General features: G+C 38.7%; 14 protein-coding genes and 2 pseudogenes. 5 read left to right on the forward strand and 11 right to left on the reverse strand.

What is annotated here, in order from left to right:
- Window positions 1-399 precede the first annotated feature (399 nt).
- The 4 genes from BUC45_RS09030 to BUC45_RS09045 are packed head-to-tail and all read right to left on the reverse strand — an operon-like array spanning window position 400 to window position 12,930.
- Window positions 400-1,917, reverse strand: a complete 1,518-nt coding sequence (locus tag BUC45_RS09030) for an S-layer homology domain-containing protein (RefSeq protein WP_296971753.1) — start codon at window positions 1,915-1,917, stop codon at window positions 400-402.
- A gap of 9 nt (window positions 1,918-1,926) precedes the next feature.
- Window positions 1,927-3,591 carry a hypothetical protein gene (locus BUC45_RS09035; protein WP_296971755.1) on the reverse strand — a complete coding sequence of 555 codons (1,665 nt, stop codon included), beginning with the start codon at window positions 3,589-3,591 and terminating at the stop codon, window positions 1,927-1,929.
- Window positions 3,592-3,596: 5 nt separating this feature from the next.
- Window positions 3,597-9,857, reverse strand: a complete 6,261-nt coding sequence (locus tag BUC45_RS09040; protein ID WP_296971756.1) for an IPT/TIG domain-containing protein — start codon at window positions 9,855-9,857, stop codon at window positions 3,597-3,599.
- 10 nt (window positions 9,858-9,867) lie between these two features.
- A complete protein-coding gene (locus BUC45_RS09045) occupies window positions 9,868-12,930 on the reverse strand; it encodes a hypothetical protein (protein WP_296971758.1) in 3,063 nt (1,020 codons plus the stop codon).
- 141 nt (window positions 12,931-13,071) lie between these two features.
- Here BUC45_RS09045 and BUC45_RS09050 point away from each other — a divergent pair, with 141 nt between their 5' ends.
- The 3 genes from BUC45_RS09050 to BUC45_RS09060 are packed head-to-tail and all read left to right on the forward strand — an operon-like array spanning window position 13,072 to window position 14,376.
- Complete coding sequence (locus tag BUC45_RS09050) at window positions 13,072-13,209, forward strand: hypothetical protein (RefSeq protein ID WP_015295945.1); 138 nt, start codon at window positions 13,072-13,074, stop codon at window positions 13,207-13,209.
- A 1-nt stretch (window position 13,210) separates the two neighbouring features.
- Entirely contained in the window at window positions 13,211-13,804 is a 594-nt protein-coding gene (locus BUC45_RS09055; RefSeq protein WP_296971759.1) for a chromate transporter, read from the forward strand.
- Window positions 13,801-14,376: a chromate transporter gene (locus BUC45_RS09060; protein ID WP_296971760.1), complete on the forward strand. Its 576-nt coding sequence runs from the start codon at window positions 13,801-13,803 to the stop codon at window positions 14,374-14,376. Before BUC45_RS09055 ends, BUC45_RS09060 begins: the two co-directional genes overlap by 4 nt.
- Before the next feature lie 130 nt (window positions 14,377-14,506).
- On the opposite strand, the gene BUC45_RS09065 is transcribed toward BUC45_RS09060, so the two are convergent.
- Window positions 14,507-15,910 (reverse strand): alanine/glycine:cation symporter family protein, encoded by a 1,404-nt coding sequence (locus BUC45_RS09065; RefSeq protein WP_296971761.1) that lies wholly within the window; start codon window positions 15,908-15,910, stop codon window positions 14,507-14,509.
- 131 nt (window positions 15,911-16,041) lie between these two features.
- Window positions 16,042-16,487, reverse strand: a pseudogene (locus tag BUC45_RS12035) (glutaminase).
- 244 nt (window positions 16,488-16,731) lie between these two features.
- On the opposite strand from BUC45_RS12035, the gene BUC45_RS09080 reads away from it, so the two are divergent.
- Window positions 16,732-17,274 (forward strand): chromate transporter, encoded by a 543-nt coding sequence (locus BUC45_RS09080; RefSeq protein WP_013779515.1) that lies wholly within the window; start codon window positions 16,732-16,734, stop codon window positions 17,272-17,274.
- A complete protein-coding gene (locus BUC45_RS09085; protein ID WP_296971764.1) occupies window positions 17,271-17,834 on the forward strand; it encodes a chromate transporter in 564 nt (187 codons plus the stop codon). The genes BUC45_RS09080 and BUC45_RS09085 overlap by 4 nt, the downstream gene beginning before the upstream one ends.
- A gap of 387 nt (window positions 17,835-18,221) precedes the next feature.
- On the opposite strand, the gene BUC45_RS09090 is transcribed toward BUC45_RS09085, so the two are convergent.
- The 5 genes and pseudogenes from BUC45_RS09090 to BUC45_RS09110 form a co-directional block, all read right to left on the reverse strand.
- Window positions 18,222-19,607, reverse strand: coding sequence for an MATE family efflux transporter (locus tag BUC45_RS09090; protein WP_296971765.1), 1,386 nt, complete (start codon window positions 19,605-19,607; stop codon window positions 18,222-18,224).
- Between the two features lie 171 nt (window positions 19,608-19,778).
- A complete protein-coding gene (locus BUC45_RS09095) occupies window positions 19,779-21,812 on the reverse strand; it encodes a helix-turn-helix domain-containing protein (protein WP_296971767.1) in 2,034 nt (677 codons plus the stop codon).
- Between the two features lie 336 nt (window positions 21,813-22,148).
- Window positions 22,149-22,824: pseudogene (locus BUC45_RS09100) on the reverse strand (UPF0236 family transposase-like protein).
- A 430-nt stretch (window positions 22,825-23,254) separates the two neighbouring features.
- Window positions 23,255-24,403 carry a mandelate racemase/muconate lactonizing enzyme family protein gene (locus BUC45_RS09105; RefSeq protein WP_296971768.1) on the reverse strand — a complete coding sequence of 383 codons (1,149 nt, stop codon included), beginning with the start codon at window positions 24,401-24,403 and terminating at the stop codon, window positions 23,255-23,257.
- Between the two features lie 42 nt (window positions 24,404-24,445).
- Window positions 24,446-25,741 (reverse strand): SLC13 family permease, encoded by a 1,296-nt coding sequence (locus BUC45_RS09110; RefSeq protein ID WP_296971770.1) that lies wholly within the window; start codon window positions 25,739-25,741, stop codon window positions 24,446-24,448.
- Window positions 25,742-25,894: the final 153 nt, after the last annotated feature.

The raw sequence follows: 25,894 nt of genomic DNA on the forward strand, positions 1-25,894 counted from the left end.
CGAGTTATCTCTTTTTGAGTCATGTTGAATGTCTCCTCTCGCATACCTGACATTTTATCAGAATAAATTCAACATGACATTATCACAGAATAACAACAAATCAGGCTGTAAGATAATTGCAATAAATCAATTTTTTAGCTAAAATAGGCCTAAATGATTAAGTTATCCACAGAGTTATGCACAGGTGTGAATAACTTAAATCCTTGTCCCTTTGATCTCTTCTGGTGACAAGCTACTTTTCCCCAATGTGTATAACTTATCCACATGAATGTTAATAAGAAAATGCAATAGGAAAATGGTCTTAAAACTGTTGTTTCAGGAATATTTGTTTTGCATTAAATGTCAAAATGCCGCAGGTTTTTAAATTTATCTGCGGCATTTTTATTTTTTAAATCATTTTTAATTATAAAGTATAATATTTTCACGATAATCCTGCTGCAAATCTTTTTCTAGGAATTCCAGGAATCTTACCAGCATGGCTGATGCTTCCGCTCGTGTCATAACCTTGTTGGGATTAAACCTGTTATAGCTGTCACCTTCTATGATGCCTATTTCCCTGGCTACATATACACTGTCGCGAGCCCAAGAGGGAATTTTATCATCATCGGAAAAAGATGTATAGTAACCCGGATTGGGAGCTCTGCTGCCAAAACCTAAAGCTCTGATAAGTATAGTAATAGCATCTGCCTTTGTCAGCGGGTTCTTGGGCTTAAAGTAGTTGCTGGATACTCCTGTTATGATACCCTTTTCCAAGCCCTGCTTTATATACTGATAATCCTCATCTTCAACCTCTACATCTTTAAAAGGCGATTCTTCAGGCGGCTCCTTTCGCCGACTTGTTCTTCTTTTGCTTTCCTTTTCTGCCTCTTCCATGGAGGGCCTTATGTCACAAGCTCTAATAACTCCCTTGGTAAACTCTGCTCGTGTCATGGGGATTTCAGGAGTAAAGAAGTTTTGGCTCTCATCAAACACATCAAGGGAGTATAGCTTTGTTATATATTCTTCTGCCCAATGTCCTCTAACATCCCGGAATTTAGGCACAACAAGTCGTTCAACTTTTGGAACCATCTTTGCCGAAAGGTTTATTCGGTCACTTATGCGGCGCTTTTTATCAGGAATATTATCTTGCATACGCGGAAGGTCATATTCATATCGTGAAACCATCTCACGATTGGTTGTCCGTATATACCCGCCATTAAAACTGGAAAGGCTGGCTTCATTTTCCGAATACACCAGTTTTTTTGTCAGGCTGTCTGAAACCTGTGCCTTTACACTGCCCTCCCAAGATACCGTTTCCGAATCACCATCTTCGTCGGTTACCTTTCGATTTGAGGTGATATAGTAATTAATAATCTGGGTTTCTGTGCTGCCCCAAAAATTTTCGTACCCAACATCACCGCCGGAGATAGTAACCACAATCTGGCCTTCGTTGCGGTTTACAGTGTAGTATTTCCTGCCTTCAAAATTACCCGAATAAAAATCAGATGCCGGTCGCTTATCTATAACATCTGATTTAGAAAACTGGAAGTCCTCTAATTCATACTTATCTTTGCCTATTTCTATCTTCTCCGAGTAGTTACTCAAAGTAGTCTGACCGATAACCTGCCCTTTGTCGTTTCGCTCAGTAAACTCCGTAACAAAAGTAACTTTTCTTGTCAGTTTGGTTTTTATTGTTTCGTCTTTGTTAGTGAGGTTATATGTATATTTGACCGTCTCAGTATCTCCATTCTTGCCTTCCGATACGTTCACATCCAGTTCTCCTGAAAACTTCATAGGCTCTCCGGTGATAAAAACGATCTCCTCATACTGGTATTCATTATTGACCCCTCCATCAAAGCCGGACGGTGCCCCATAGGCCTGCAGGGGGCTCATCAGTAGTAATGTTAGCATAAAACATATCATCAATTTTTTAATCATATCTGCTCCCTACTTTACCAATAAGAATTTGCCTTCAAAATCATCTCTTACTGCGTATATATTATCACCCGGTTTTAATTCATCCCGGGATATGGTGCGGTCGTCTTTTATCAGCAGAGCTTTTTCAACGCGCATCTTAACCGGCAAAGACTTCGGCATCCACTTTTCATTTCGGCTGCTCCAATCCTTGGCATCTCGAAGCGTTACCTTTATCCCTACAAGTGCATCTTCTTCTACCTTGTCCACCGTACCTATTGTTACCCGCTGTCTGAGCAGAGAATCCATGTCTTTTTTCAGGGCTATTGCCACAATCCTGTCTCCATCGGTATACGCATATGCATGCCATGACTTTAGGCCTTGACGTCTAGAAGAACTGCTGTCTTCATCTACTGCATAATCCATAGCAAAAAATTCCTGAGGAGTTATTTGTTTCATTTTTTCCATATCGAAAATATAGGTGTCGTTGTCATAATAAAGCTCTTTTTCATCATCGAACGATTCCCAATCATTGCGATTCAAGATAAAGAAATCTTCAATAGTAACTTGATTTTCTACTACCTTGTCAAGCTTGCCTGCATACAGATAATACTGCCCTATATTGGAATTGTTTATGTCTTGGTTATAGATGTATACCACACTGGCTAAAGCCTTACTGCCTCGGCCGTCGGCCACAACAAAGGCATCGCATCCGGGAACCATTGAATACCCGTCAACCAATCGCTGATTCTTAATGAATATGGTGCCTTCGTCAAACTGGATATTTCGCTTATTCTTTAGTTCAAAAGCTGAAGCGTACCAGTTTATCTCCTCTATCTTATCACTGAAAGTGGTTTCATATTGGCTTTTTATCACCATTTTTTCTGCCATGTCTTTGCTGAAAAAGTCCTTTACCGCTAAATAAGCCGTTTTACCCTGAAAATATTTCATATTATTATAAGATAGCGGCAGGCCGCCGCAGTATACCGGAAAATCCTTAGAATAGTCTATGCGTAGGATGTCTTTCATCTCCTGCCAACCCCCATTTTGGAAAATCTGAGCATCTTTTAGCACGAGCGTATTATCCAAGAGGTTGGAAGCATCCAGCTGGCCTTTATACAGGCCTTTAATTTTGACGGAATCGCCCTGAATATTCATTCGGCTGATAATAGTAGAGTCTTTTTCATCAAAATATAACCTCACCATATCCCCTTCATACAAGGTGCTTAAAGGAACATTTAACCCATTTCTTATTGCAATGGTAGCTGGACTTGTAAAGTAGGTTTCTTCTTTGCCGGTGGTAAGCCGCAAGATGAGCTGATTCCGGTCTATTTTTTTAACAATGCCCGATCTGACTTTGCCATTTGGCGGAATATATCCCGGATTTTCAGTAGACCAGCTTTCTATATATGTCAAACTGTTTCTATTATATTCGGCGTATATTTCCATTCCTATTTTAAAATCCTTAAAGCCTGCCGGTGTGTCATCAATTAGAAGAACCGTATCAGGCGTAACTTGCCACCGCTTAATACTCCCCTCATAATCTTCTATCTCAATCCTTAATTCACTGGCGTTTAAATCTTTGATATAACCCTCAACGGATTGATAGGCCGATGCCTCTTTTGTATAACCGACCGGAAGAAATATCATTACAGTGAGTATCATTAAAATTAATATCTGTGCTTTAAGTCCTTTCATGCCTGCTACCTCCTTGTCCCGAAAATGCCGTACTTGCCCAATTGATAAATCACAGTCTTTATTACCGTATCATAACCGCTATATTTTTCGTAAACATTTACCCAATCACCTTTAGCTTCGTCATATCGATAAAGGGCAATATTTGTTATTTTCCTCAAATCAGCTTTTGTCTTATCATAATCCATCCCGAATTCTATCGCACCATTCAACTGATCAATATAAGATACATCGCTTCCTAAATAAAATCCGGCCTCTAGTACATACTGTGCTGAAAGTGCTGTCCGCATACCGCTTTCCGGACTATCGCTGCCCGCACTTACTTCAAATCTCACTCCGGCATCGCTTCTATCTTTGTATTGCTGAACCTTTGAAGTGTAGAATACTTTCGGATTAAGCTTTACGGTAAAGTCTTTACCTGTAATCGTTATATCGCCGGCATTCGATTTCGATACTACCTGTGCAGGAATAGTGACTACAACGGTTTTAGCTCCGGTAAAATTAGTATCGGTTAAATCTACTGTTACATTTTTCTTATAGTCTTCGGTTCCGACAGTCACTCGGACAGTATCCCCTATTTTCTCTTTTTTAGTTTCATCTGTTAAGCCGCCATCTTCATCAGGCGGTCCCACCCTTCTACCGGTTTTGACTGTATTACTCTCGGCTGAAGGAGGAGAAGAGCCAAAATCACCTAAGGCTTTTACTACAAACCTGTAGCGAGTATTAGGTTCTAAATCACTGTAGATAAAACTTGTAAGCTGGGTAGTGCCTATAAAGTCTATATTATTATCATCGACAACCGCATATATTTCATATCCCTGTGCACCTTCTACCGCTGACCAACTTATTTTAATGTAGCGGTCGTATATAAGTTCCGCTGCCACATTCATAGGCGCGGTAAGCTCAGGTAGCCCGTATACAAGCTGGTCATATATATCGCTTGCACCGCCGTCGGGGTTTATTACCATAACGCCTCTACTGTCAAGCTTTGCCGGCGGTGTTACTACGGTAATCGTTTGCGAATCCTCAACGTTTACATCTGTTCCGTCAATACCGTCTTGCAGCTGGTATGGCAGGCCATCGATGTATACAATTATGCCAGTTATGTCTTCTTCGTCATCAATTCTTTTGAGTGTAGGGGCAAATACTACCCGCGCCCCGGGTATGAAAGAATTTCCTTTAAGCTTTATTTTTTGTCCGCCCTCTACGGAAATTTTCGTTATCCTTGAAGTTTCTGTAGGATCGTCCGGGTCTACCACTGCCGATATCTTAGGACTGCTAAGATAGGTAAATTTTCCGTGAGGATTTGACAGCTCACCGTCAGGATTTTCTACTTTTACATCCACTGTGCCCGGAGCATGGGGCGGAGTCACTACCAGTATGGTTTTATAGTCGATAACCTGTATCTTATCTTCCGGCACCGGAGTCTCCCCAAAATAGACTTTTAGCCCTTCGCGAAAGTCTTTACCTTCGATTTTTACGCTGGTGCCTCCTGATGCAGGGCCTTTATCAGGTGTAAGCTTTGCCACTGCCGGAGCGGTTTCGCCCTTTACAAACATAATATAGATAGGTTTAGGGCTTGCTTCGTCAGAAGATGCTGATGCACCGTCTTCATTTATAACTACTACCCTATGTAGTTTTCCCACAGCATCTTCCGGCACTTGCGGCATAGTAAATGTAAGTTTTGTCGGCAGCATGTAGGTTATATCTTTCGGCTCTATTGTTGCCACATTGGAAATCTGAATTTTGGCATTTTCTCTAAAATCTCCGCCGATGACACTGACTATATTGCCGCCCTTATAGGTCAAGTATAATACTTTTACATCTTTGCCGTTGATATTTTCCTCCTCCGGCGACTTACCTTCTTTGGTTATATTTGTAATATAGGGACTGCTGTCTGGATGTTTATAGGTAAACTTGCCCTGGGCTGTTCCGCCGTCCGGATTTATCAAGGTAACATCTACTTCTCCAATGGTATAGTACCCCGGGGTTGTGACTACAAGCTGCCCGCTGTTTAAAAACTCCACTGCAGGTGCATAGCCCCGTTCTACAAACAGCCTTCGGTCAATGATTTCAAGGCGTATAAGTTCATTATATGGATAAGAATTTTCACCTTCTGCCTTTAAAAGTCTTGTAGATATAAACAGAGGGCTTCCGTCAAAAGGTATGGGATTTAGCGTCACATATTCACGACCGCCTTCTAAAATCGTAAGGTGTATATTGCCGTTTGCATATTCGACCTTAAGCCCTCCTGGCAAATTTACGGTAGTGCGCTGATTATCTATCCTTCCGGAATTTTCTTCTTCTCTTGGAATATCTCGGTTAGTTATATTTCCAAAGCGAATCTGCACCATTGGCGTGGTTTTTATCGTACCGTCAGCTCCGACTATTCTAGTTTCACTTTCTGCAAATCCTGATCCAAATACTTCTACCCGGTCGCCGCCCTGCTTTTTGCCTTCAGCAGGCACTATGCGAGTTATGGCAGGTTTTGTGGAAGTATATGTGTATTTTACTTTATTTGATATGCCGGAATCGTTATTTACCACATATACATCTACACTGCCTGCAGTATCTGCCGGTGTCTTTACTTTAAGATAGCCGTCGGCAAATTCGATTATTTCGGCTGCCTTATTTCCAAAATAAACCTTTGGAAGCACTGGTAGTACTATTTGGCTAAAATGTTCTCCATAGTAATCTTTGAGATTTTGTATAATGTCTTTATTTTTATCAAACGAGTCTCCTAGTTTTTCTTTAACGGCAGGAAGTCTAAAATCATCCCACTTTCCGTTGCCGTTTAAATCCTGATATATCTCGTTTTCATCCTTAACTTGATTTCTATTGTCATCGTTGAAAGGTTCAAAATAGCGAAAATCTCTGCCGATAATTTCTACAATTTCCTTGCCTGCTGCGCTGCCTTGCGTAGGTACAATCCTTGTTATCTGCGGATGGCTGGTAGGCACCATGTATGTAAAACCGTCTTCCTTGCCAGCACTTGCACCGTCAGGATTTAATACTACTACCGGAACTGTTATGCGGTCTGTTTCTTTTTCTTTGGATAAATCACCAGTAAAAGGAGGCACTTTTACTGTTATGGTCTTCCCGTCAACGCTAACAACTGTATTTTCTTTTTTAACTTCGACGCCATTTATGAATACCTTTGTTTTACTTGTACCGTCATCCTTAAAATCCTCACCTATAATATCTATAGTATATCCCCCATCGGCAGAACCCTTGTCAGGTACAATCTTATTGATTTTTGGCTTGGATTGTGGGAGTGTATAATAGTAAAAACCTTGGGTGCCTGTGCGGCTGTCCCGTTTGGTATCAGGATTTAATACTGTAAGGTCATAATAGCCATCACCTAGAGTTAACACAGGTACTTTAAACAATATGGTATTTTTATCGATAACCTTTACATTGTTGCCGACGATTATACCGTTATTATCGACTTTATATAATGTCTGCATGTAGAGCCGCACTTGCGGAGATTCTCCAATAGTTAAACAAGTTGCGTCCTTACTGTTGATCGCTTCGGTTCCTATTGTAACAGGATAATCGCTGCCCCCTTCTTTTGAGGCAAATATTTCATACTCTCCGTCACCGTTATTATTATCTTTAACGTACTTTAAATTTAAATAGTAAGTATTGTTTACTCCGTCAGAAAGTATAGCATTTCCTCGGACATCCTGCCGCAGAGTATAAAACCTACCGTAGGAATCAACAAATACCACACTATGCCAATAATCAGCCATTTGCAAGTATTTTCTACCGTCTGCCGTTTCACCAATGCTCAAAATCTCATTGTTTTCCGGCGAGGTATAATATTGAAGCTGAATATGCTTAGTTTCAGGCTCCACATTGTATTGATTTATATCCATGTTTTGAAGAAGTATTCTCGTACCTATTAGTTTATACATTTCTGATGTAGTTGCACCGGTTGACGTTGGATCCGGAGGGAGAAAATTATCACCTTTTACTAATACAAGTGTCCCAGTATTACCTATTTTAGGTGAAAAATCGGTAATCTTAGGATCAGTATATGTTTTAACATAGTTAAACTCTTTTACCGCAATACCGCCGCCAGGATTCATTACTTGAAGCTGTGTAGCACCTTCCCTGCCCGGTGGTGCTTTAAATGTAATGGTCTTACCGTCGCCTTCACGCTTTATGCCGGAAACCTCTTTGCCATCTATGAAAACCTTAACGTCCTGCAAAAAATTACTTCCTTTTATAGTAACTGTCTCGCCGCCGTCCACTGTCACTACATCAGGTGTCACGCTTTCAATTACGGGAGTTTTGTCATCTTTTTCAAGAGTAAATTTTACTATCACTGAATCTTCCGATGAAAGTCCGGGACTTTGAGAGTTTCTGACCGGATTCGTCACTATGACAGGAGCATTTGTATCTACATATTCTTTTGACACCGGAGTATCTTTGGGAATAACTGCCAAGATTTTAGTGCCTGTTTCTTGACCGGGCGAACCGTCCATTATATTCCCTTTGTCGTCCATTACATACAGCTGAATATTGTTATTCTCGTTCTTATTAATTTTTACATCCCCAAAGCTTACAATGGGGTGTGCGGCTTTTGTCACGCCGTCGGCCGTATATTTATAGATTACAAAATTCTTGCCATATATGCCTATCATCAAATCTTGAGGAATTACATATGTATCATCGTTTTTCTTTGTCACATGAATTTCATTTGGTACGATACTCTTTACCTCAGGCTTCATCCTGCTAGGTATAAAAGTGTAGCCTTTTGGAAGTTCCGCCCTTTCGGTAAACAGATATTCTTTTTCGTTGTTCCCAATAACAATGCTAGTAGCAGTTTCAATTACCACATCCTTTACAGGATTGCCCTCATCTGTATCTGGATTAATTTTTACGACAAGCTTGTCTATATCGGGGGAGAAGGTAGAACCGTCTTCAATTACATTCGCCTGAGGACCTATTATTACTTTTATGGTCTTTTCAACCAAAGTTACATTGGAATCATTAACATCTCGATATTTGCCAATAGGTGTCCCATCGCTATTTTTATATGTTAGCTTCATAACACCATCCGGTAGAATAGTTATATTTACTGGACAGCCATCATTGATTTGCAAATCATCTATATTGAGGCTCCCTAGGTATCTTCCGGTGATAGTAGCTATAGAGCCGGTATCAGGTCCTTTATTAGGCTGGATTGTATCAATCTTTGCACTTTTTGAGCCTTGTATTACGATAAATTTTTCTTTTGCTTCTTTTGCATAGATATATTCCCCCGAAACAGCCTGCATGGGATCTTTGTAATCCGGTACTTGGTTTGTAAGGACTACCCAGTACTCACCCGGTGTTATGTCGGGAACTTCTACAGTAAAAACATACTTACCGTCTTCAGTTTGCTGCAGAGGGCTTGGATTTTTGCCTTTGTTTGCTTTGGTATACGGATCAGTGCCGTCAGTGGCTTTTAAAAAATATACATCATACTGGCGCAGCTGGCTTGCTTTAAAATATACTTTTCCGCCTTTTGCGCCTCTATTTGGAAACATTTCTACGTCATCTGATATGTTTAAATCTTCCACAAGCCGAAATTGGCCGTTGTAGGTGTGGTTTATCTTTATTTTAACAGCTATATCTTTATTTTGCTCATTGAAGTATACTGATTCACTATCGAATTCTCTGGTAATTTCTATATCCTGCAGGCCCAATTCTCCTTCCTGGAATTCGGTTATCTCGGCGGGATTTGTTACAAAACAACTATTTGGAATGGGATTAAAGAGGACGCCGGTGCCATACTTCACCGTTATCTCAGCAGTTCCTGTAATTAAATCAAAATTCGTTCCTTTTATATATAAGGTTCCGCTATCTTTATTTACTTTTGGGGTCACATCAGTAATGGTAGGCATTGCACCTTTGTCGCCAATAGGAATAGTGGCAGTGCCAACAATGATAGATTTGATGTTTTTTAGCTTTTCCCAATCCTCAGGTTTAGTAAATTCAAAATAAAGTAATCCATATGTATTGATTTTAGGACTTTTGAGCTGCTCAAATTTTGAGCCATATTCTATAAAGACAGGAGCCCCTTCCAGCTCACGCCCTTTAATAGAAATAGACATGCCTGTCGTAAGTCTGCTGCTGTCATGTTCTTTTCCTATGACTATTTCAGTTACAGTAAAGGAATCCTTGTCATATCCATATACTGATTTAATCTCACAAGGTATGAATGAAAGCAGCATTATTACTGCCAGCATAGCAGATACTATCTTCTTTAGTCTTGCCATCTTCTCCCTCCTAATTCTCCACTACCACGAAGATGCCGGGGTTAAATCCACGGATGGTGACGGTTTTTTCAAGCTTGTCAACTAAAAAATCTTCTTCGATAAATTCTCTTGTGTTCGGAGCATATCTTAAAACTCTGAGGTTTTCTCCATCGCTTTCTTTAAAGGGCATGCTAATCTTGAAACTGCTAAATCGCACATTTTGACCTGCTACTTGTATAAATTCTGATTTAATGTTTTGACGGCCAAGTTTCTGCTTTAAGTTCTGTGCTACAGCCGGTTCTACTCTGCCTAGTGCTATACAGGCTTCTTCATCACTGCCATAATCATCTGTTCCAATGTCGTAAAGGGTAATATCCGCCCATTTTGACAGGGTGTCCAGAATAGATATCCTGTCATTTTTTCGCCCGTCAAAACAGATTTTTCTGACTAAAACATCCTGACCCATTATTTCATCTAGATCTACTTCTACAGAGCGCTTATCGGTATATCTTCTGTCGATAATCAAGGTGTCCTCACTATAGACAAGATTGCTTCTGACTTCGCCTATCCGCAGTTCATCTTTGACACTGTATTCTTCATTGGGAATGTAGCTGCCTTCTTTTACTACGCTTAAGGCTCCAAATATTTCATATTCATGATCACCGTCATTTCGTATGCGAATAGTATATATACCCGGTTTTAGTCGATTCCGTCCGGTAGGAAGATATACCTTAAGCACCGTCTTTCCGTTCTCATCAGCTGCTACCCTCACTCTTCTTGCCGAAATATCGTTAAAATATACTTCTACATTATTCTCGTCAAAGAAATCCCCGTAAAGTATTATAGGTTCATCTTCATCATAATTTTCTGTAACGCTTCCCGTTTCGCTGCCTGTTATAACTGGAATTGCCATTGTTGTAAAGCTCCATATGATTACATCGTTTCGCTCAGTATCCTCGTCCGCTCCGGCAAAGTATACTATGCCGGCATTTACCATAACAGAATAAGTGGTCTGCGACATTAAGGGTTTTACGGGCACATACAGATAGGCCTTTCCGGCTGCGGTGTCCTTTACAAAAATATAATTGTCAATATAGGTATCCCTTAGGTCTTGGTCCTCAATATTTTGTATAAAACTTATAAATTCACGGTCGATCATAGATACTTCGTTTTGCCCTTCACAAAACACTGTAGATGTTTGAAGTAAGCCAAGCCCAATATCTTTATCAAACTGCAGACTGCCATCCTCGTCTTCAAAGGTTATTTTTAAAAAATAGTGGATTGTGCCGTCAATGGTTTTGGGATTTAATCTTTTCTCATTGGACCATGCACCGCCACCTGCCGGGTCTGTTGCAATTACCTTAGGCCTGCCGCGCGAAAGAATTTTTAACCTTACATCATCATTTGATACTCGTTGGTTGTTTTTAAAGAATAATTCTATTGAATACTCACCACTGCCGCCTTTAAAAAGGCTGTTAACTACATTTGGATCTCGCAGTTTAACATTTAACTCGGTAATACTCTTAAACTCGATATCTTTTTTATAAACCGTTTCGAAAACCGTTCCGGCATTTTTTCCGCTTATCATTTTAAGTGTGATGTACTCTATATCTTCATTAAAGTTATAACCTTTAATAGTAAAAGCCGCTGTGCCTTTATAAATATCGAGAAGTTCAAATGTATCAGGTTCGATTTGGTAAATGCCTATCTGGTCGTCCTTATTTCCTCCCACCGTAAATTTCATATCAAGGCGCGGTAAAAACTTGCCGCTTCGATCTTGCAGTACGTCATCCGAAATAGTGAGCACATAGTATTTGCCCCAATCCAGTTTGTCTTGCGGATAAATGAGCAGTTTTGTCCTTTGTTTTCCGCCTTCATTATAATATTCGAAGCGAATCTTGGAAATCTTTACCGCAATTTCCGGTGCATGACCTTCAACTAATGTTATTCTTTTTAGTGAAGATATTTCACCGGCACGGGGCATGACCTGGCCTTCAATATAAAAAGCAATAGGGTTATCGGGTCCATAAACCGAGGTGCCGTTTACAATACATACCTTGCCTCCTGTAGAAGAATCATCTTTGATAACACCGGGCACCATGCCTTCAATATGTTCCCAATTTAATTCGGTTTTTTCCGTTGAAGGAGTTGTCCAAAAATAAAAATCCACATCATCTTCCAAGGCATATCCGTTTATATCTTCTATGAACTCTTTTTTAACAGTAAGGCGGTATTGAGCAAGGTTTAAAAGCGGTAAATCTGGTTTTATTCGGACAGTGTTGTCGTTTACTATGTCAATATCTCCGATAGCTACCTCCTGGCAGTGCTCTTCATCTTTGAGCTCGGATTCTGTAATTTCAGGATTAAATTCAAAGGCTTTATCATGTACATTGCCTAACTCATCATAGAAAGTTTCTGTGGGCTTAGGTATCCGGTAGAGTTTAGTTTCCTCTAAAAGCTGCTGCTTATTGGTATTTTTCTCCCATTTTATGCTTCTGTCAAAGCGGATATATATAAAGCCATTGCTTGAAAGCCTGGTTCCCGATAATGATGTAATATCATCACTGCCCGATGCATCGGAGGAATAGCCCAGGATTTTAGGGCTTTGGCCCTCACTTCGCGTAATAAAACTTATCGTGATATCTTCTTCATTGGTAATTTCATAGCCCTTAAGTTTAATGGCGTCCTTTAATACTGTAAGCCTGTAGAGTGTGTTTCGCCTTAAAGGATGCTTTCCGATTCTTCCCACATCTATGCAGAGGGTTTTTTCATCCTGCAAAAGGAATATTTCTTCAGAATCCAATGTATATAGTTCATCACTGGTTTTAAGCGAAATCCTTGACTCATCGAGTATTTCTATGGGGTATTTAAAGATTAATTTTATAGTAGGCTTTACCTCAACTTGTGTTTGATTGTTCAATGGATAGATTGACTCTATTATTTCTTGAGCCGTACCGTCTTTCGGATTTTCAATAGTAAAAATTCCATTATTCTCAGATTCGGCGTACACTGCGGATATATCACAAGGGGCTTGGGAAAAAAGGGTGGCTAAAACTACTAATAGAATTACTATTTCCTTTCTTAACCGGGTCATATAGCATCTGCCTCCATCCAAATAAACTAAGCCCTACTATTTCTTCTCTATTTTTCCCTATTATACCATAAAATCAGACAAGTTTTTAAATTAAGGTGAAGAATTTCAAGAAAATGTATATGACTTTTGTAAAAGTTATTTATGTTATGTTATATTAAAAACAACGGGGTTTCTTTCAGTAGAGGAGGGCATTTTAAGGATAAAGCCATAGCTGTAGAGGCAGCGGCATTATTAGTCGAAGAAATCTTGTTAGTTAAAGTGTGGAAAAATGGAGGATAAAATGAAAACTAAAAGTCATCTCAAACTACTTATAGAACTTTTTGCGACATTTTTTAAAATAGGGAGCTTTACCTTTGGGGGCGGCTATGCCATGATACCGCTCATAGAACGTGAAGTGGTTGAAAATAAGAAATGGGTTACGTCCGACGAGGTCATCGATGTATTTGCCGTAGCACAATCAATGCCGGGCGCCATTGCCATCAATTCATCAACATTTATAGGATACAAGATAGCTGGTAAAAAAGGGGCACTGGTAGCTACTGCCGGTGTTATACTGCCTTCGCTTTTAATTATAACTTTAATTGCGATGTTTTTTTCAAAGGTTCAGGATAATCCTATGGTAAAGGCGGTATTTTCCGGAATTAGACCGGCTATAGTTGCATTAATATTAACAGCAGCGATAAAGGTTTCAAAGACATCAATTGTTGATAAAATTGGTTTGCTTCTTGCGGTTTTAGCAGTTGTTTTGGTTGTCGTATTTGACGTGCAGGCAATAGTTGTGATATTAGGCGGAGCTGCCGTAGGGCTAGGCATCTATTATCTGTTTCCATTAAAAGCGGCAAGAATTCTAAGCGACGGAGGCCATAAAGATTGATTTATCTACAGTTGTTTTTATCATTTATGAAAATCGGGCTATTTAGTTTTGGCGGAGGCTATGCCATGATACCGCTTATACAAAAGGAAATTGAAAGCCATGGGTGGCTTTCCGCCTCACAGTTTGTCGATATTATAGCAATAGCCGAAATGACTCCCGGACCGATTGCCGTAAACTCTGCTACTTTTGTAGGATATAAGGCAGCAGGTATTGTAGGCGGTCTGATAGCTACTATAGGTGTTGCAACGCCCTCATTGGTTTTGATTTTAATAGTTTCAAGGTATTTTTTCAAATTTCAAGACCACCCTGTAAACAAAATGATATTTTACGGCATAAGGCCGGTCATCGTCGGGCTTATATTTTCTGCTGCGGTGTTTGTTGCTCAAACCGCATTTTTAAAAGAGAGTACTGTATTGAATTTAAGTTATATGTTAGAAAATTTCCTGTATATAATTAATTTCAAAGGTGTGCTTATATTTGCCATTTCATTGATATGTCTTGTCAAATTTAAAATAAATCCGATTTTGATGATCGTAATTTCCGGTATTTTGGGGCTTCTGATTACTATTTAGCTTAATGTAAGGCAGTAGATTCTCTTTCAGCTTATCGGCTGAACAGATACGAACAAATACAAAAAGCCCTAAGACTAGGGCTTTTTAATGATTTGTTTTGATGCTTTAAGCTACTATTTAAAAATACACTCTACTTTTTTCCCCAGCATTCAACCTTACCTAGGCCGGGTATTTTACTGGGATCAAAGACCGGATTTTTGCCTTCCTTTAGTTGTGATACATAGTCTTCAAATGTAGCATAAGCAATTGGACCAAGTTTTGTTATAACTACCAGGTTTACAATAGCCATAATTCCCATAAATATATCTGCGGAATCCCATACAAGGCCAAAGTTGCCGATGGAACCAAAGAATACCATTAGCAAAACCAAAATCCTGTAAATATTTAGATATACGGGATTTGACTCTATAAATTCTATATTTGTTTCTCCATAGTAATAATTGCCGATAATAGAACTAAATGCAAACAATAAAACACATATGGCTATAAATGTATTTCCCCAATCACCGACTTGAGAACTTATTGCAGCCTGCGTAAGCTGAACACCTTGCAAATCGGTACCTGTCTCTAAAAGGCCGGAAAGTAATATAATAAATGCAGTTGCACTGCAAACTAAAAGCGTATCAACATAGACGCCTAAGGTTTGAATAAGACCTTGTTTTGCAGGGTGGGAAGTAGCCGCAGTTGCCGCTGCGTTTGGGACGCTGCCCATACCGGCCTCATTAGAAAATAAACCTCTTCTTACACCATTCATTATAGCAGCACCCAAAGTACCGCCTGCGACCTGTCTTAATCCAAAGGCACTTGTAAATATAAGTGCAAACATTTTGGGAACCAGTCTATAGTTTATTATCATAATATATAATGCAACACCAATGTACAATGTTGCCATGACGGGAACTATAACAGATGATACATTGGCAATTCTCCTGACTCCTCCAAATATGATATAGCCGACTACAACAAACAAAGCAATCCCCATATACAACGGCTTGATATTAAATGCCTTATCGAAGGCTCCTGCTATGGTATTGGCTTGAACTGAATTAAAAATGAGGCCAAAGGTAATTGCTGTCAGTATAGAAAAAAATATCCCCAGGCCTCTTTTCCCCAGCGCCTGTTCTATATAATAAGCAGGCCCTCCTCTGTAAGTATCTTTATCCCTTACTTTATAAATTTGTCCCAAGGTACTTTCGACAAAACTCGTAGCTCCTCCTATTAATGCGATGACCCACATCCAAAACACTGCACCGGGTCCACCTGCCGAAATCGCAATAGCCACTCCTGCAATGTTCCCCGTGCCTATACGAGAGGCTGCAGAAATGCAAAATGCCTGAAATGCCGAAATACCTTTCTTGCCTTCGATGATTTCAGTTGCTTCTGTCGTAAGTTGGATCATGTTACCTATTAACCTAAACTGCCCAAATCTAATTTTTATAGTAAAATAAATTCCTAACCCGATCAGCATAACTATAAGAACATATGAATAAAGCCAGTTGTTTAAGTTGCTTACGAGGGTTTCTAAAAAAAGCATCAAAAAACCTCCTTGTTATTCTATTTTGGGTGAAACTGTACTTTCTTTTGCATATTTTCTAATATTTACTTTTAAGCAGTCACCTCCCATAACCAGCTTTGCTGTTTTGCTAAAAGTTTTCATCCCCCCTTTTAAAAAATGCTAAGGTTTAATTTTTGAGATAAAGATTTCATTATTTCATACCCTGCTATAGAATTCCCGTTTTCGTCCAATGGCGGGCTAAATACGCCTATGCCCATTCTCCCGGGTACTGCCGCCATGATGCCCCCGCCTACTCCGGATTTGGATGGAACGCCTACTTCTGCCACATATTGACCGCTGATATTATACATTCATTTTCAAAGACTTTCTCTTTGTCCATAAGAGCTAACATCAAAGCAATCACCTTTGATATGCTTTGCATTGTAAACTTAATATCACAGTCTCCTTGTTTATATATATTTTTATTCTCATCTATTATGCATATCCCAAGATGATTGGGATTTGCTTTTGATAAAGCAGGTATGTAACTTGCAACTTTGCCTTGCTTTGCAAGAGCTCGATTTTCTTCAAGAACTTCTTCCAACATTTTTTCCACAGCACACCATCCTAATCTTAATATCAACATTATATAATCATTGCAATAATCTTATGAATAATCCATCTTGTCTATAATACCACTATTTTACATCTGCGGCAAGCAAATGTTAAAACTAATCCCCAACTATATATTTCCCGTTACCATTGCTTTTTTAAGCAGCTTTTTGTATGAAATCAGCCTTTCTTTTTTTTAAAATAAGTGTTAAACTCATGGATAGATTATAAAAAAGGATGAAATTTACATGGGAGAACTTTGGAAACTTTTTGCTACATTTTGCCGTATCGGTGCGTTTACATTCGGGGGAGGTTATGCTATGCTCCCTCTTATTCAAAAAGAGATTGTGGAGAAAAATCAGTGGGCAACGGATGAAGAGGTCCTGGATTATTATGCAATCGGTCAATGCACTCCGGGGATAATCGCCGTAAATACGGCAACTTTTATAGGCTTTAAGCGCAAGGGTATACCCGGTGCCATAGCTGCCACTTGCGGTATAGTGTTCCCTTCTATTGTGATTATCACTATTATTGCCGCATATCTTAAACATTTTGAGGATTATGCAATTGTTCAGCATGCTTTTGGCGGGATAAGAGTTGCAGTAGCGGCACTTATTTTAAATACTGTAATAAAAATGTGGAACACATCAGTAAAGGATTGGTTGGGAATACTGATATTTTCCGCATCATTTGTAGCTGTGGCATTTTTTAATATTTCGCCAATAATTGTTGTTGTAATTTCGGCAACTTTAGGGATTTTCACAGCAAATACAAGGACTGATGTCAGATGATATACATAAGATTATTTCTAGAATTTTTCAAGGCAGGCTTATTTGCCATAGGCGGAGGGCTTGCAACCATACCTTTTCTTCAAGATATATCTCGCAAAACCGGCTGGTTTACATCGCAGGAATTGATTGACATGATTGCCATATCCGAATCTACTCCCGGGCCTATCGGCATCAATATGGCAACATATGTAGGCTATGAAACTGCTAATCTGGCAGGGGCAATAATTGCCGTCATCGGGGAAGTTACCCCATCTGTAATCATTATCGTACTTATTGCACATTACTATCTGAAATTCAGTGAACATCCCATGATGCAGTCAGGCTTTTACGGCATACGACCTGCCGTAGCCGGTCTGATAGGTGCTGCAGGGTTTGAAGTGGCAAAAATTTCTCTTTTTAATATTGATAAATACCTGCTCTCACATGATGTTTTTGACATAATAAATATAAAATCCGTCTTACTGTTTACGACAATTGTGTTTTTACTAAATAAATACAAAAAACACCCAATATATTTTCTATTGGGTGCGGCTATAATTGGAATAATATTTAAATTTTAATAGAATAGATGTAAAAAGTCGCCTGAAAAGCTGCCAAGCAATCTCGTTTTATGTCATTCTGAATGAACTATGAACTAAGCAGTGTTTATATAATTCTGAACAAGGCAGGGTTCTAGCCTTCTAAATGGTAGGTTTCTGTCATGCCGAGTGAAGTAAAGCCCTGTCATCTGAGTTGTCATCTGAGTAAAGTAAAGCGACCTGTCATTCTAGCAAAGCGAAACGAAGAATCTTAAAAGATAAGTACAAAGAATCCTAAGAGCCGTTTTATAGAAGATCCTTCGCTATCGCTCAGGATGACATGTTGGTATGCTCAGGGCGGCATGTTGGCATGCTAAGGATGACATAATTGTTTTGCTTTTTCAGAGTTTTCTCAGGCCCCTTTTGTACTTATGAATCTGCTATGAGTCTTGCAGCTTCGGCTCTGTCTACATATTCATTTATATCATCTTTGACTCGGCGGATGTATATAAATCCTGTAATTGCTGCAATGATATCGGTGGCCGGATAGGCTAACCAAGCACCAATTACGCTCCAATGTTTTACGAATATTAGCACTATCGGTATGAATAGCACAAGCTGTCTATAAATTGACAGGAGAAAGCTCATCTTGGCTTCGCCCATAGCCTGATAAACATATGTCGATATATAATACAGGCCAATGGTTGGGAAGATACTTATCATAATCCGATATGCGCGAGCGCACTCCTTCATTAATGCCTCATCTTTTACGAAACTGCCTATTATCGGCTCTGCAAACAGCATCATTATAGCCCATAAGAATACGGAAGTAAGTATTACTACTTTTAGGGTTTTCCTTATAGTTTCCTTTAACCGTTTAAAATTTTTAGCACCATAATTAAAGGCGACCATTGGCTGCATAGCCGAAGCTATTCCGATTATATTCACATACATGAACATAGACACCTTCATAATCGTGCCTGATACGATTACGGCCCTATCGCCCCCATGGGCAAAAAGCACATTGTTAAGCACAACGGCCACTATGGCATCTGATATCTCTATGATAAATGTGGTAAAGCCTATAGCTATGATAGATTTTAATATTTCTATATCAATACTGAAATTATTTTTTAAATTAATAGACCGTGCAACCTTACAGAAATTATACATTGCAAAGGTACAGGCAGCAATCTGGGATACTACTGTTGCTATTGCAGCGCCTTTTACACCCATATTGTAATTAATGACAAGAATTGCATCTATTATTATGTTAAAGACTGCACCGAGGGATGTGGCATATAGCGTAACTTTAGGATTTCCTAAGGAATTAATGATATAACATGTGACAAAGGTCAGACCTTGGAAAATCCCGCCAATTAATATTATCGCAGTATAAGTTTTTGCCATCGGTAAAGTGACACTACTTGCTCCGCTTCTAAATAAAATAGGCTCCATAAAAATATATATAATAAGCGGCATTAAAGTCATGACAGTTACTGTGAGCATAATCGCATTTGTTATTGTAATTTTAAGGTTTTTATAATCTTTTTCGCCAAAGTATTTTGCAACTTTTGTGCAGGCACCCGCGGCTATCAAAAGCCCTGTAGATGACAGAAGCCTTTGGATGGGAAATGCTATGGTAAGTGCTCCTATGGCATTTGGACCTACATATCTGCCTACATAAAATGTATCTACTATTCCGTATAATTCAGAAACAAGTAAAGATATGATAGCCGGAAAAGCAAACCGAAGCAGGACCTTTTCAACTTTACCTTCTGCAAAAGCTTTGCTGTTTATCCCATTTGAATACACTCCTATTTTTATCTTTTATATAACACATCTGATACCTTATTATTGTATACTATCAGCTATGCGGTTTTCATTCACTTATTCAAGGAATAACAGGTATCGTTTTAAGGTGTTTGCAAAAAAGGCTTTTCCCGGGAAAAAGAAAAAACACCTTTGTTTAGGTGTTTTTGATAATCAGCTTGCATTAAATAATATTAAGATTGCTCCGTGGCCTCGAATTTTCAAATTAAAATGCTGAACCGGCTTCTTTTTTCTAAAGTCCATAGTTATTTTAGGAATCGACGACAGCTTTAAAAGCCTTAGCTCTTCATCAGTCAAATGGCAAGGCTCTCCCATAGCCTTCCATTGATTGTAGCTGCTATTTATGCTCTCACTTACCTCATATATAATTACGCGATAGTTGCGCCAAAGGTTGGTAATGTTCAGCGAGAAATTCCTTTCGGCAATATCACGGCCCTTTCCGGGTGCTTTCATATCTTGGCCGTTTGTATATAAAAGTATCTGAAAATCCTCTCCCTTTGACGTAACAATATGGCTTTCTCCTTGGTCTATTATGGTATCACCCAGCTGCCCTAAAAAATAGTAGGCATAGTATGAAGGTTTTTTCAGCCCTTCCCAGTTTAGCAGCCCCTTATCGCCAAAAAATACCGTATTAGCAGGGTTTTTAGCTTCTTGTAGTTCATCAATCGCTTTGACTTTATAGGGCTCTTTGTTATTTACTATTTGCCGGATAATAAAGGGGAGCATGTAAGCCGTATCATAAACAGGATTTACATCGTGTTCGTTTAGGCATGCCTCTTTTGCAGTAAAATCCCATTCATCCCTTAAAATGCTGTAAAATATATTTTTAAACTCGTAAGGTGCATCTTTATCTATGGTGTATCTCCATTTGCCGATTTCATAAGTTCCGTATTCTTCCTGGAAATAATCCAGAAAATAAGTCAGCAACTCTTTATACCTTATTGGTGTAAAGCCTTGAAAATTAAAGACTACATCAGGCCGTAAATCCATGGACATTAACGTATCTATAACTTTTTTCAGCTTTTTAAGATTTATAATGCCCTCAGGGTTAATGCCCATTTCCTGTGAAAATACTTCTTTTATACTGCCGTAGTCAAAGCAAATTTCGTGCTGAATTGTCCTTAAAGAATCACAAACTTCTTTTTCTAAAATACTACAAGCCCTCGGAAGAATAATGGTATCCTTGTAATCGTGGATAAATTCTCCGAGGTTTTTATATACATCTACATTAATTTTAACTATTCTTTCTTCATAGTTGTACCTCTCATAATTTTCCAGGTAAGGTGACATGTATTTTAGTGCCGCACTCAAATCGTAAGATGTTATTTGCTTTGCCTGCTGAAACTTGTCTTCATCCAACTTATATTTCTTGCGGTACTGTAATGGGGTCATTTTGTAATGGCGCTTGAAATGCTTATTATAATACCTGGTATGAGAAAAACCCACTTCCTCAGATATTTCGGAAATAGTCATATCTGTATCAAGCAGCAGTTTCACCGATTCTTCAGCCCGCGTCAAGTTTACAAAATCCTGAAAGCTTATTCCCAGGGCATTCTTAATCTCATTTGAAAGATACTGGGCACTTAGGAATTCCTTTTTTGCGATATCCTGCAAGGATATTTTATTATTATAGTTATTGAATATATACTTGGCTATCCTGTGATAGCGCTGAAGCTGTTCAATATTATCTTTTAAATCCCTGTTTTCATATATCAAATAGTGAAACTCGTTTATAAGTAAATACAAAAGCTCCACAAGGGTTTCCCTTACATATACATCATAATCCTCGCCCTTTTGCACCGCTTCGCAGAGTATGACGGAAAGATATTTTTTAAAAATCTCATAGTTTTCACCGACCTGGGGCTCTCCCTCAAAAGAACAGTCAGTATAGAAATACATATTTTTTATATCTTCATAATACCTTTGAAAGAAATTCGGGTCTATATGCAGCATTAGTACAAGGTTTGATTTGTCTGCAAATATCCTGTGTGCTTCATCCAAATTTATTATTTCAATTTCATTTTCAATAAGCCTGTAAGTATCCGACTCAATGGTTACGTTTATACTGCCCTTTAAAACCATGAGAATTTCTATGGATTGGTGCCAGTGTATAGGATATTCCCTTATATCCAGCAGTTGAATATTAACAGGTATGCTTCCCGTGTACGATATGTGTTCCCTGCGCATGTGCATACTCCTTAAAAGTTCTTTCCGTTTTTAGCCTGGACAAGCTTTTACTCCAGCTAAAATCCACAAACTCTTATTCTATTATAGCATAAGGTTACAAGGGAATATAGCTGAAGAGGCTATGTAGATCGCGTCAAGTAATTTTAGGTTTTTAAAATAAATTCTTCAAAAAAGCCTCCACCATCCTCAAAGGACGAGGATATAGAGGATATATATTAAATTTAAAATAAACTTAAGTTTACCTTGTATAAAGCTTTGAAAATGTTTTTTCCTTAAAAGGCTTAAAATAATTCTAAGACTGATATAGACATTCTTTTTAAAGATATTTTGTGTTTCTTAAATGTCACATCTTTCAAGTAGCGACCTTATTGCCATGGATGTCGGGTTATTCTTGTACTGCAGTATGTGAAGGAAGGTTGCATTATTGCATGCTGTTTTAATATGGCATTTTTAATTGATACGCCACTTGCTTTTACTGCTCGAAGTTGTGCCATTTTGTGTGCTCCACATTTGCTCCATGATATTGGACCTCTTGATAGTCTTTCTGAGAGTATATGCGTTTTATTTTGTCTTCATAGTATGTGTCTTTAATGTAATTTCAAACTCTTTCCCATAGGTCTTTTATTTCTTCTTTCTCGTAGATCCCCGAGAAGTAGACGGGGTTTTTAAGTTTGTATCTGCCTTTTGTGAGTTCTTGTTTGCCTTCATGGATGTATATACATTTTGCTTCGGCAGGTTTTTTGTTTTTGTAGTACCATCTTTTGTATGTTACATCTCCGAATGGTGTTACGATTGTCCTTTCGCAGTCTTTTTGTACTACTATCCAGTCTTTTCTTTCTTTTTTGTTCTCATATGTTTTTTTATCAAGTTCGTTAAGTACTAAGGTGCATATTTCTCGGCCTAGCTCGTTTAGCATCTCTTTTAATTCTGTTTCTAATTCAGGATAGGTATACTCTCCTTTTAGCATTGCAATTATTCTTTCTATGACAAGCAGGAAAAGGAGATGCAGCATTTAAAATTGAAGGACTTGATACTCTTACCGGACCCACTTCAGATATTACAGGAACAGCAATTGCTCAAGCTCTTATAGCAACTACTTTGGATATCTTAGTAAAAAAGGTGTTAAACCTTCTGTATTTGTTAGTTCCAATGGATGGCGGCAACCAAATTAATGAAAGCATATTTGAGAAATGTTATGGATTTATAAAATGAAAAAAGATGAAATTAATATGCAGGGAATTATTTTAGCTCAAGGAACAGGAAAAAAATATAGGGTAGTGCAGGAGGCCGACTAAATAATCGTCAAGCCTCTTGCACCAGAAAAATGATAAAATCAGACTTAGCTGTGAAAAGCTGCAAACTTGCTAGAGCCGCAACTTTTTAGGCTTTTTGTTGCTTAAAGATTGTTCCTAAGGCCGAGATATTATAATAGTTTTGGCTGTTTACCAATCTTTTACCGAACCATCGAAGGCTCGCTTTGCGTCAGAGCTGCCACGTTCAACGAATGGATACAGCTCGGCAGCATTTTCAGCAAGTTCAATGCCGATACCTGGAGCATCAGGGATAAGTATATAGCCATTTTCAACCTGCAGTGGTTTCTTTACCATCTTGTCCTCTGCACCGTTTAAGCAAAAATCAGGCAGCTCCTCAATACCTAGATTTGGGATGGTTGCGCAAATTTGAAGACAGGCGGCTGTTGAAACAGGGCCCAATGGGTTATGAGGAATAACCATTACATCATGAGCTTCTGCAAGGGCGCAAATCTTCTTTGATACGGTAATGCCTCCTATGGCACAAACGTCTGGACGAATGTATTGAGCTGCTCTTCTGGTCAACAGCATTTCAAATTCCCCCAAACTTATATAACGCTCTCCGGTAGCAATGGGTATACATATTTTTGCAGCAACTTCAGCTATAGAGTCAATGTTGTCTGGACGAATAGGATCTTCAAATACCATTGGCCGATATACTTCTACTGCACGGCCAAAAGCTATTGCTTCCGGAACGGTCATTCCGCGATGAGCCTCTAGGATGAAATCAAAATCGTTGCCAACAGCTTCCCTACACACGCGCACCCTTTCTAGTTCATTTTCAATACGGCTGCTAAAAAATTCATCTCTCCCTTCATTAGCGCTTTTAATGGGGCCGTTTACAAAAATTTTAGCTGCTGTAAAACCGCTTTTTTTTAATTCTAAATATTTCTCACCCAGCTCTTTTAAGTCTTCTGTTTTTGTCATAACAGAGGCATATACCCGTACTTTTTCTCGAGTTTTTCCACCTAGAAGTTCATATACAGGAACCCCTAATTTTTTGCCTTTAATGTCCCAAAGAGCTATATCGATAGCAGAGATAGCGCTCATAATAACCGAGCCCCGAAAATATGTGGAACGAAGGAAATTCTGATTGATATCTTCAATGGTAAAGGGATCTTTGCCAATAAGATAATAAGCAAATTTGTTAATGGCGGCAGCTGTCGAACTCGGATATGCCCAATTTCCCGCTTCACCTAGGCCGACAATTCCTTCATCTGTATAGATGTGCACAAAAAGATAATGCTTTGCATAAATGATTTTGATATCGGTTATTTTCATCTGAAAATCCTCCAAAATTAAATGATTTTACAATTTGACGCTTTAGAATGCAGGATATACAGTCATTACATAAAAGACATACACTGCAGTCATCAAAATAGTAATGAGCCATCCTCCTCTAAATAGATCCTTGAGGCTGTAGCCGCCTACTGCCATGACCATGGGAATTGCAGGAGTAGCCATAGGAGTAAGAAAGGCAGTAAGAGATCCGGCCGTAACAAGGATCATTGGTCCAACCGGATTTGCACCAAGTGCTTTGCATGCGAGAATGCAGATGGGGGTAAAGATCTGTATGACTGCTCGGTTGAGCATGAATTGGGTTACAATAAATGGAACTATAAAAAACAATGCCCCTATTACATAACCGTTTCTGGTTCCTCCAACAGCGGCACTAAGCCATTTACCAATAACATCTCCGGCGCCTGTTTCACTGAGTGCACTTCCTAAAGCAAGTGAGCCAACGAAAAGCAAAATCATATCAAGCGGAAGAGAATCTAAAGCATCTTTTGATGACAGAACTTTAGATAAGACCATTAAAACACCGCCAAAGCATGCAATAATCCAATTTTCAATTCCCAACTGTGTTGAGAAAAGCAGCGCAAGTATGGTTCCAAAAAAGATTATAATGCCAGCGGAATTGGAAAATGGTGAAAGTTCTTTACCGGTCACATTGTCAGATTTAGAGGAGATAGTTTTAATTGGAATATTTGGCTGATCTGGCATGAATTTTGGAGCAAGGAAGAGTGCCCAAGCTGGTAGCAATATTAGTATTGGCCATTTTGCAATAAAAAAATCTATAGGCTTAATTACATAATTAGCCATTCCATAGGTTGCAAGAAATGCATTATTTTGGCTTGCTTGTGTGATTGCTGCATCTGTTGGCAAAACCATGGTACATCCAATTGCAACTACTCCAATTGGAAACATTACTTTTGAAGGACTTACTCCACATTCGTCACACAGCTCTGCTATAAGTGGCGCAACAATTGCAAATACAACCATGGGACTTGAAATGAAATTGCTAAGCAATGCAGTAATTATAATATAACCAAAATAAGCTTTTGTAAAAGAACCATTTGTGATTCTCATAATAAAGCTGCATAAAGCTTTGACAAATGTTGTTTTACGTAAGCCGGCAGCAACTACAAACATTCCAGCCATAAGAATTGTATTTGGGTTAGAAAAACCGCTTAACGCGCTGGCAGACTTAAGGCATCCTGTTAAAACTAAAAGAAGCATAGAGCCTATGGAAGTTATCCACATAGGAACCTTATTTAAAATATAAGACACCAAAGTCATAACAAATATAATAATACAAATTATAAGTTGAGTGCTCATAAATTTTCTCCTCCTTATTATACTGAATATTTTGCTTAACCTGGCCAGGTTCTATAGTATAATAATAAATAATAATCAGATATTTGTCATTGGGAAATTCAATAAGAACTAGGAGAAAAAATGCGAGCATGATAATAAATAAATAAAAAACAA

This window comes from Tepidanaerobacter sp. EBM-38 (assembly GCA_001896545.1).
GTDB lineage: Bacteria > Bacillota > Thermosediminibacteria > Thermosediminibacterales > Tepidanaerobacteraceae > Tepidanaerobacter.

What these genes read in the sequence shown, in the direction of transcription:
- BUC45_RS09030 (WP_296971753.1), bottom strand. Translation starts at nt 1,917, where the DNA reads ATGATTAAAAAATTGATGATATGTTTTATGCTAACATTACTACTGATG.
- BUC45_RS09035 (WP_296971755.1), bottom strand. Translation starts at nt 3,591, where the DNA reads ATGAAAGGACTTAAAGCACAGATATTAATTTTAATGATACTCACTGTA.
- BUC45_RS09040 (WP_296971756.1), bottom strand. Translation starts at nt 9,857, where the DNA reads ATGGCAAGACTAAAGAAGATAGTATCTGCTATGCTGGCAGTAATAATG.
- BUC45_RS09045 (WP_296971758.1), bottom strand. Translation starts at nt 12,930, where the DNA reads ATGACCCGGTTAAGAAAGGAAATAGTAATTCTATTAGTAGTTTTAGCC.
- BUC45_RS09050 (WP_015295945.1), top strand. Translation starts at nt 13,072, where the DNA reads ATGTTATGTTATATTAAAAACAACGGGGTTTCTTTCAGTAGAGGAGGG.
- BUC45_RS09055 (WP_296971759.1), top strand. Translation starts at nt 13,211, where the DNA reads ATGAAAACTAAAAGTCATCTCAAACTACTTATAGAACTTTTTGCGACA.
- BUC45_RS09065 (WP_296971761.1), bottom strand. Translation starts at nt 15,910, where the DNA reads ATGCTTTTTTTAGAAACCCTCGTAAGCAACTTAAACAACTGGCTTTAT.
- BUC45_RS09080 (WP_013779515.1), top strand. Translation starts at nt 16,732, where the DNA reads ATGGGAGAACTTTGGAAACTTTTTGCTACATTTTGCCGTATCGGTGCG.
- BUC45_RS09085 (WP_296971764.1), top strand. Translation starts at nt 17,271, where the DNA reads ATGATATACATAAGATTATTTCTAGAATTTTTCAAGGCAGGCTTATTT.
- BUC45_RS09095 (WP_296971767.1), bottom strand. Translation starts at nt 21,812, where the DNA reads ATGCGCAGGGAACACATATCGTACACGGGAAGCATACCTGTTAATATT.
- BUC45_RS09105 (WP_296971768.1), bottom strand. Translation starts at nt 24,403, where the DNA reads ATGAAAATAACCGATATCAAAATCATTTATGCAAAGCATTATCTTTTT.
- BUC45_RS09110 (WP_296971770.1), bottom strand. Translation starts at nt 25,741, where the DNA reads ATGAGCACTCAACTTATAATTTGTATTATTATATTTGTTATGACTTTG.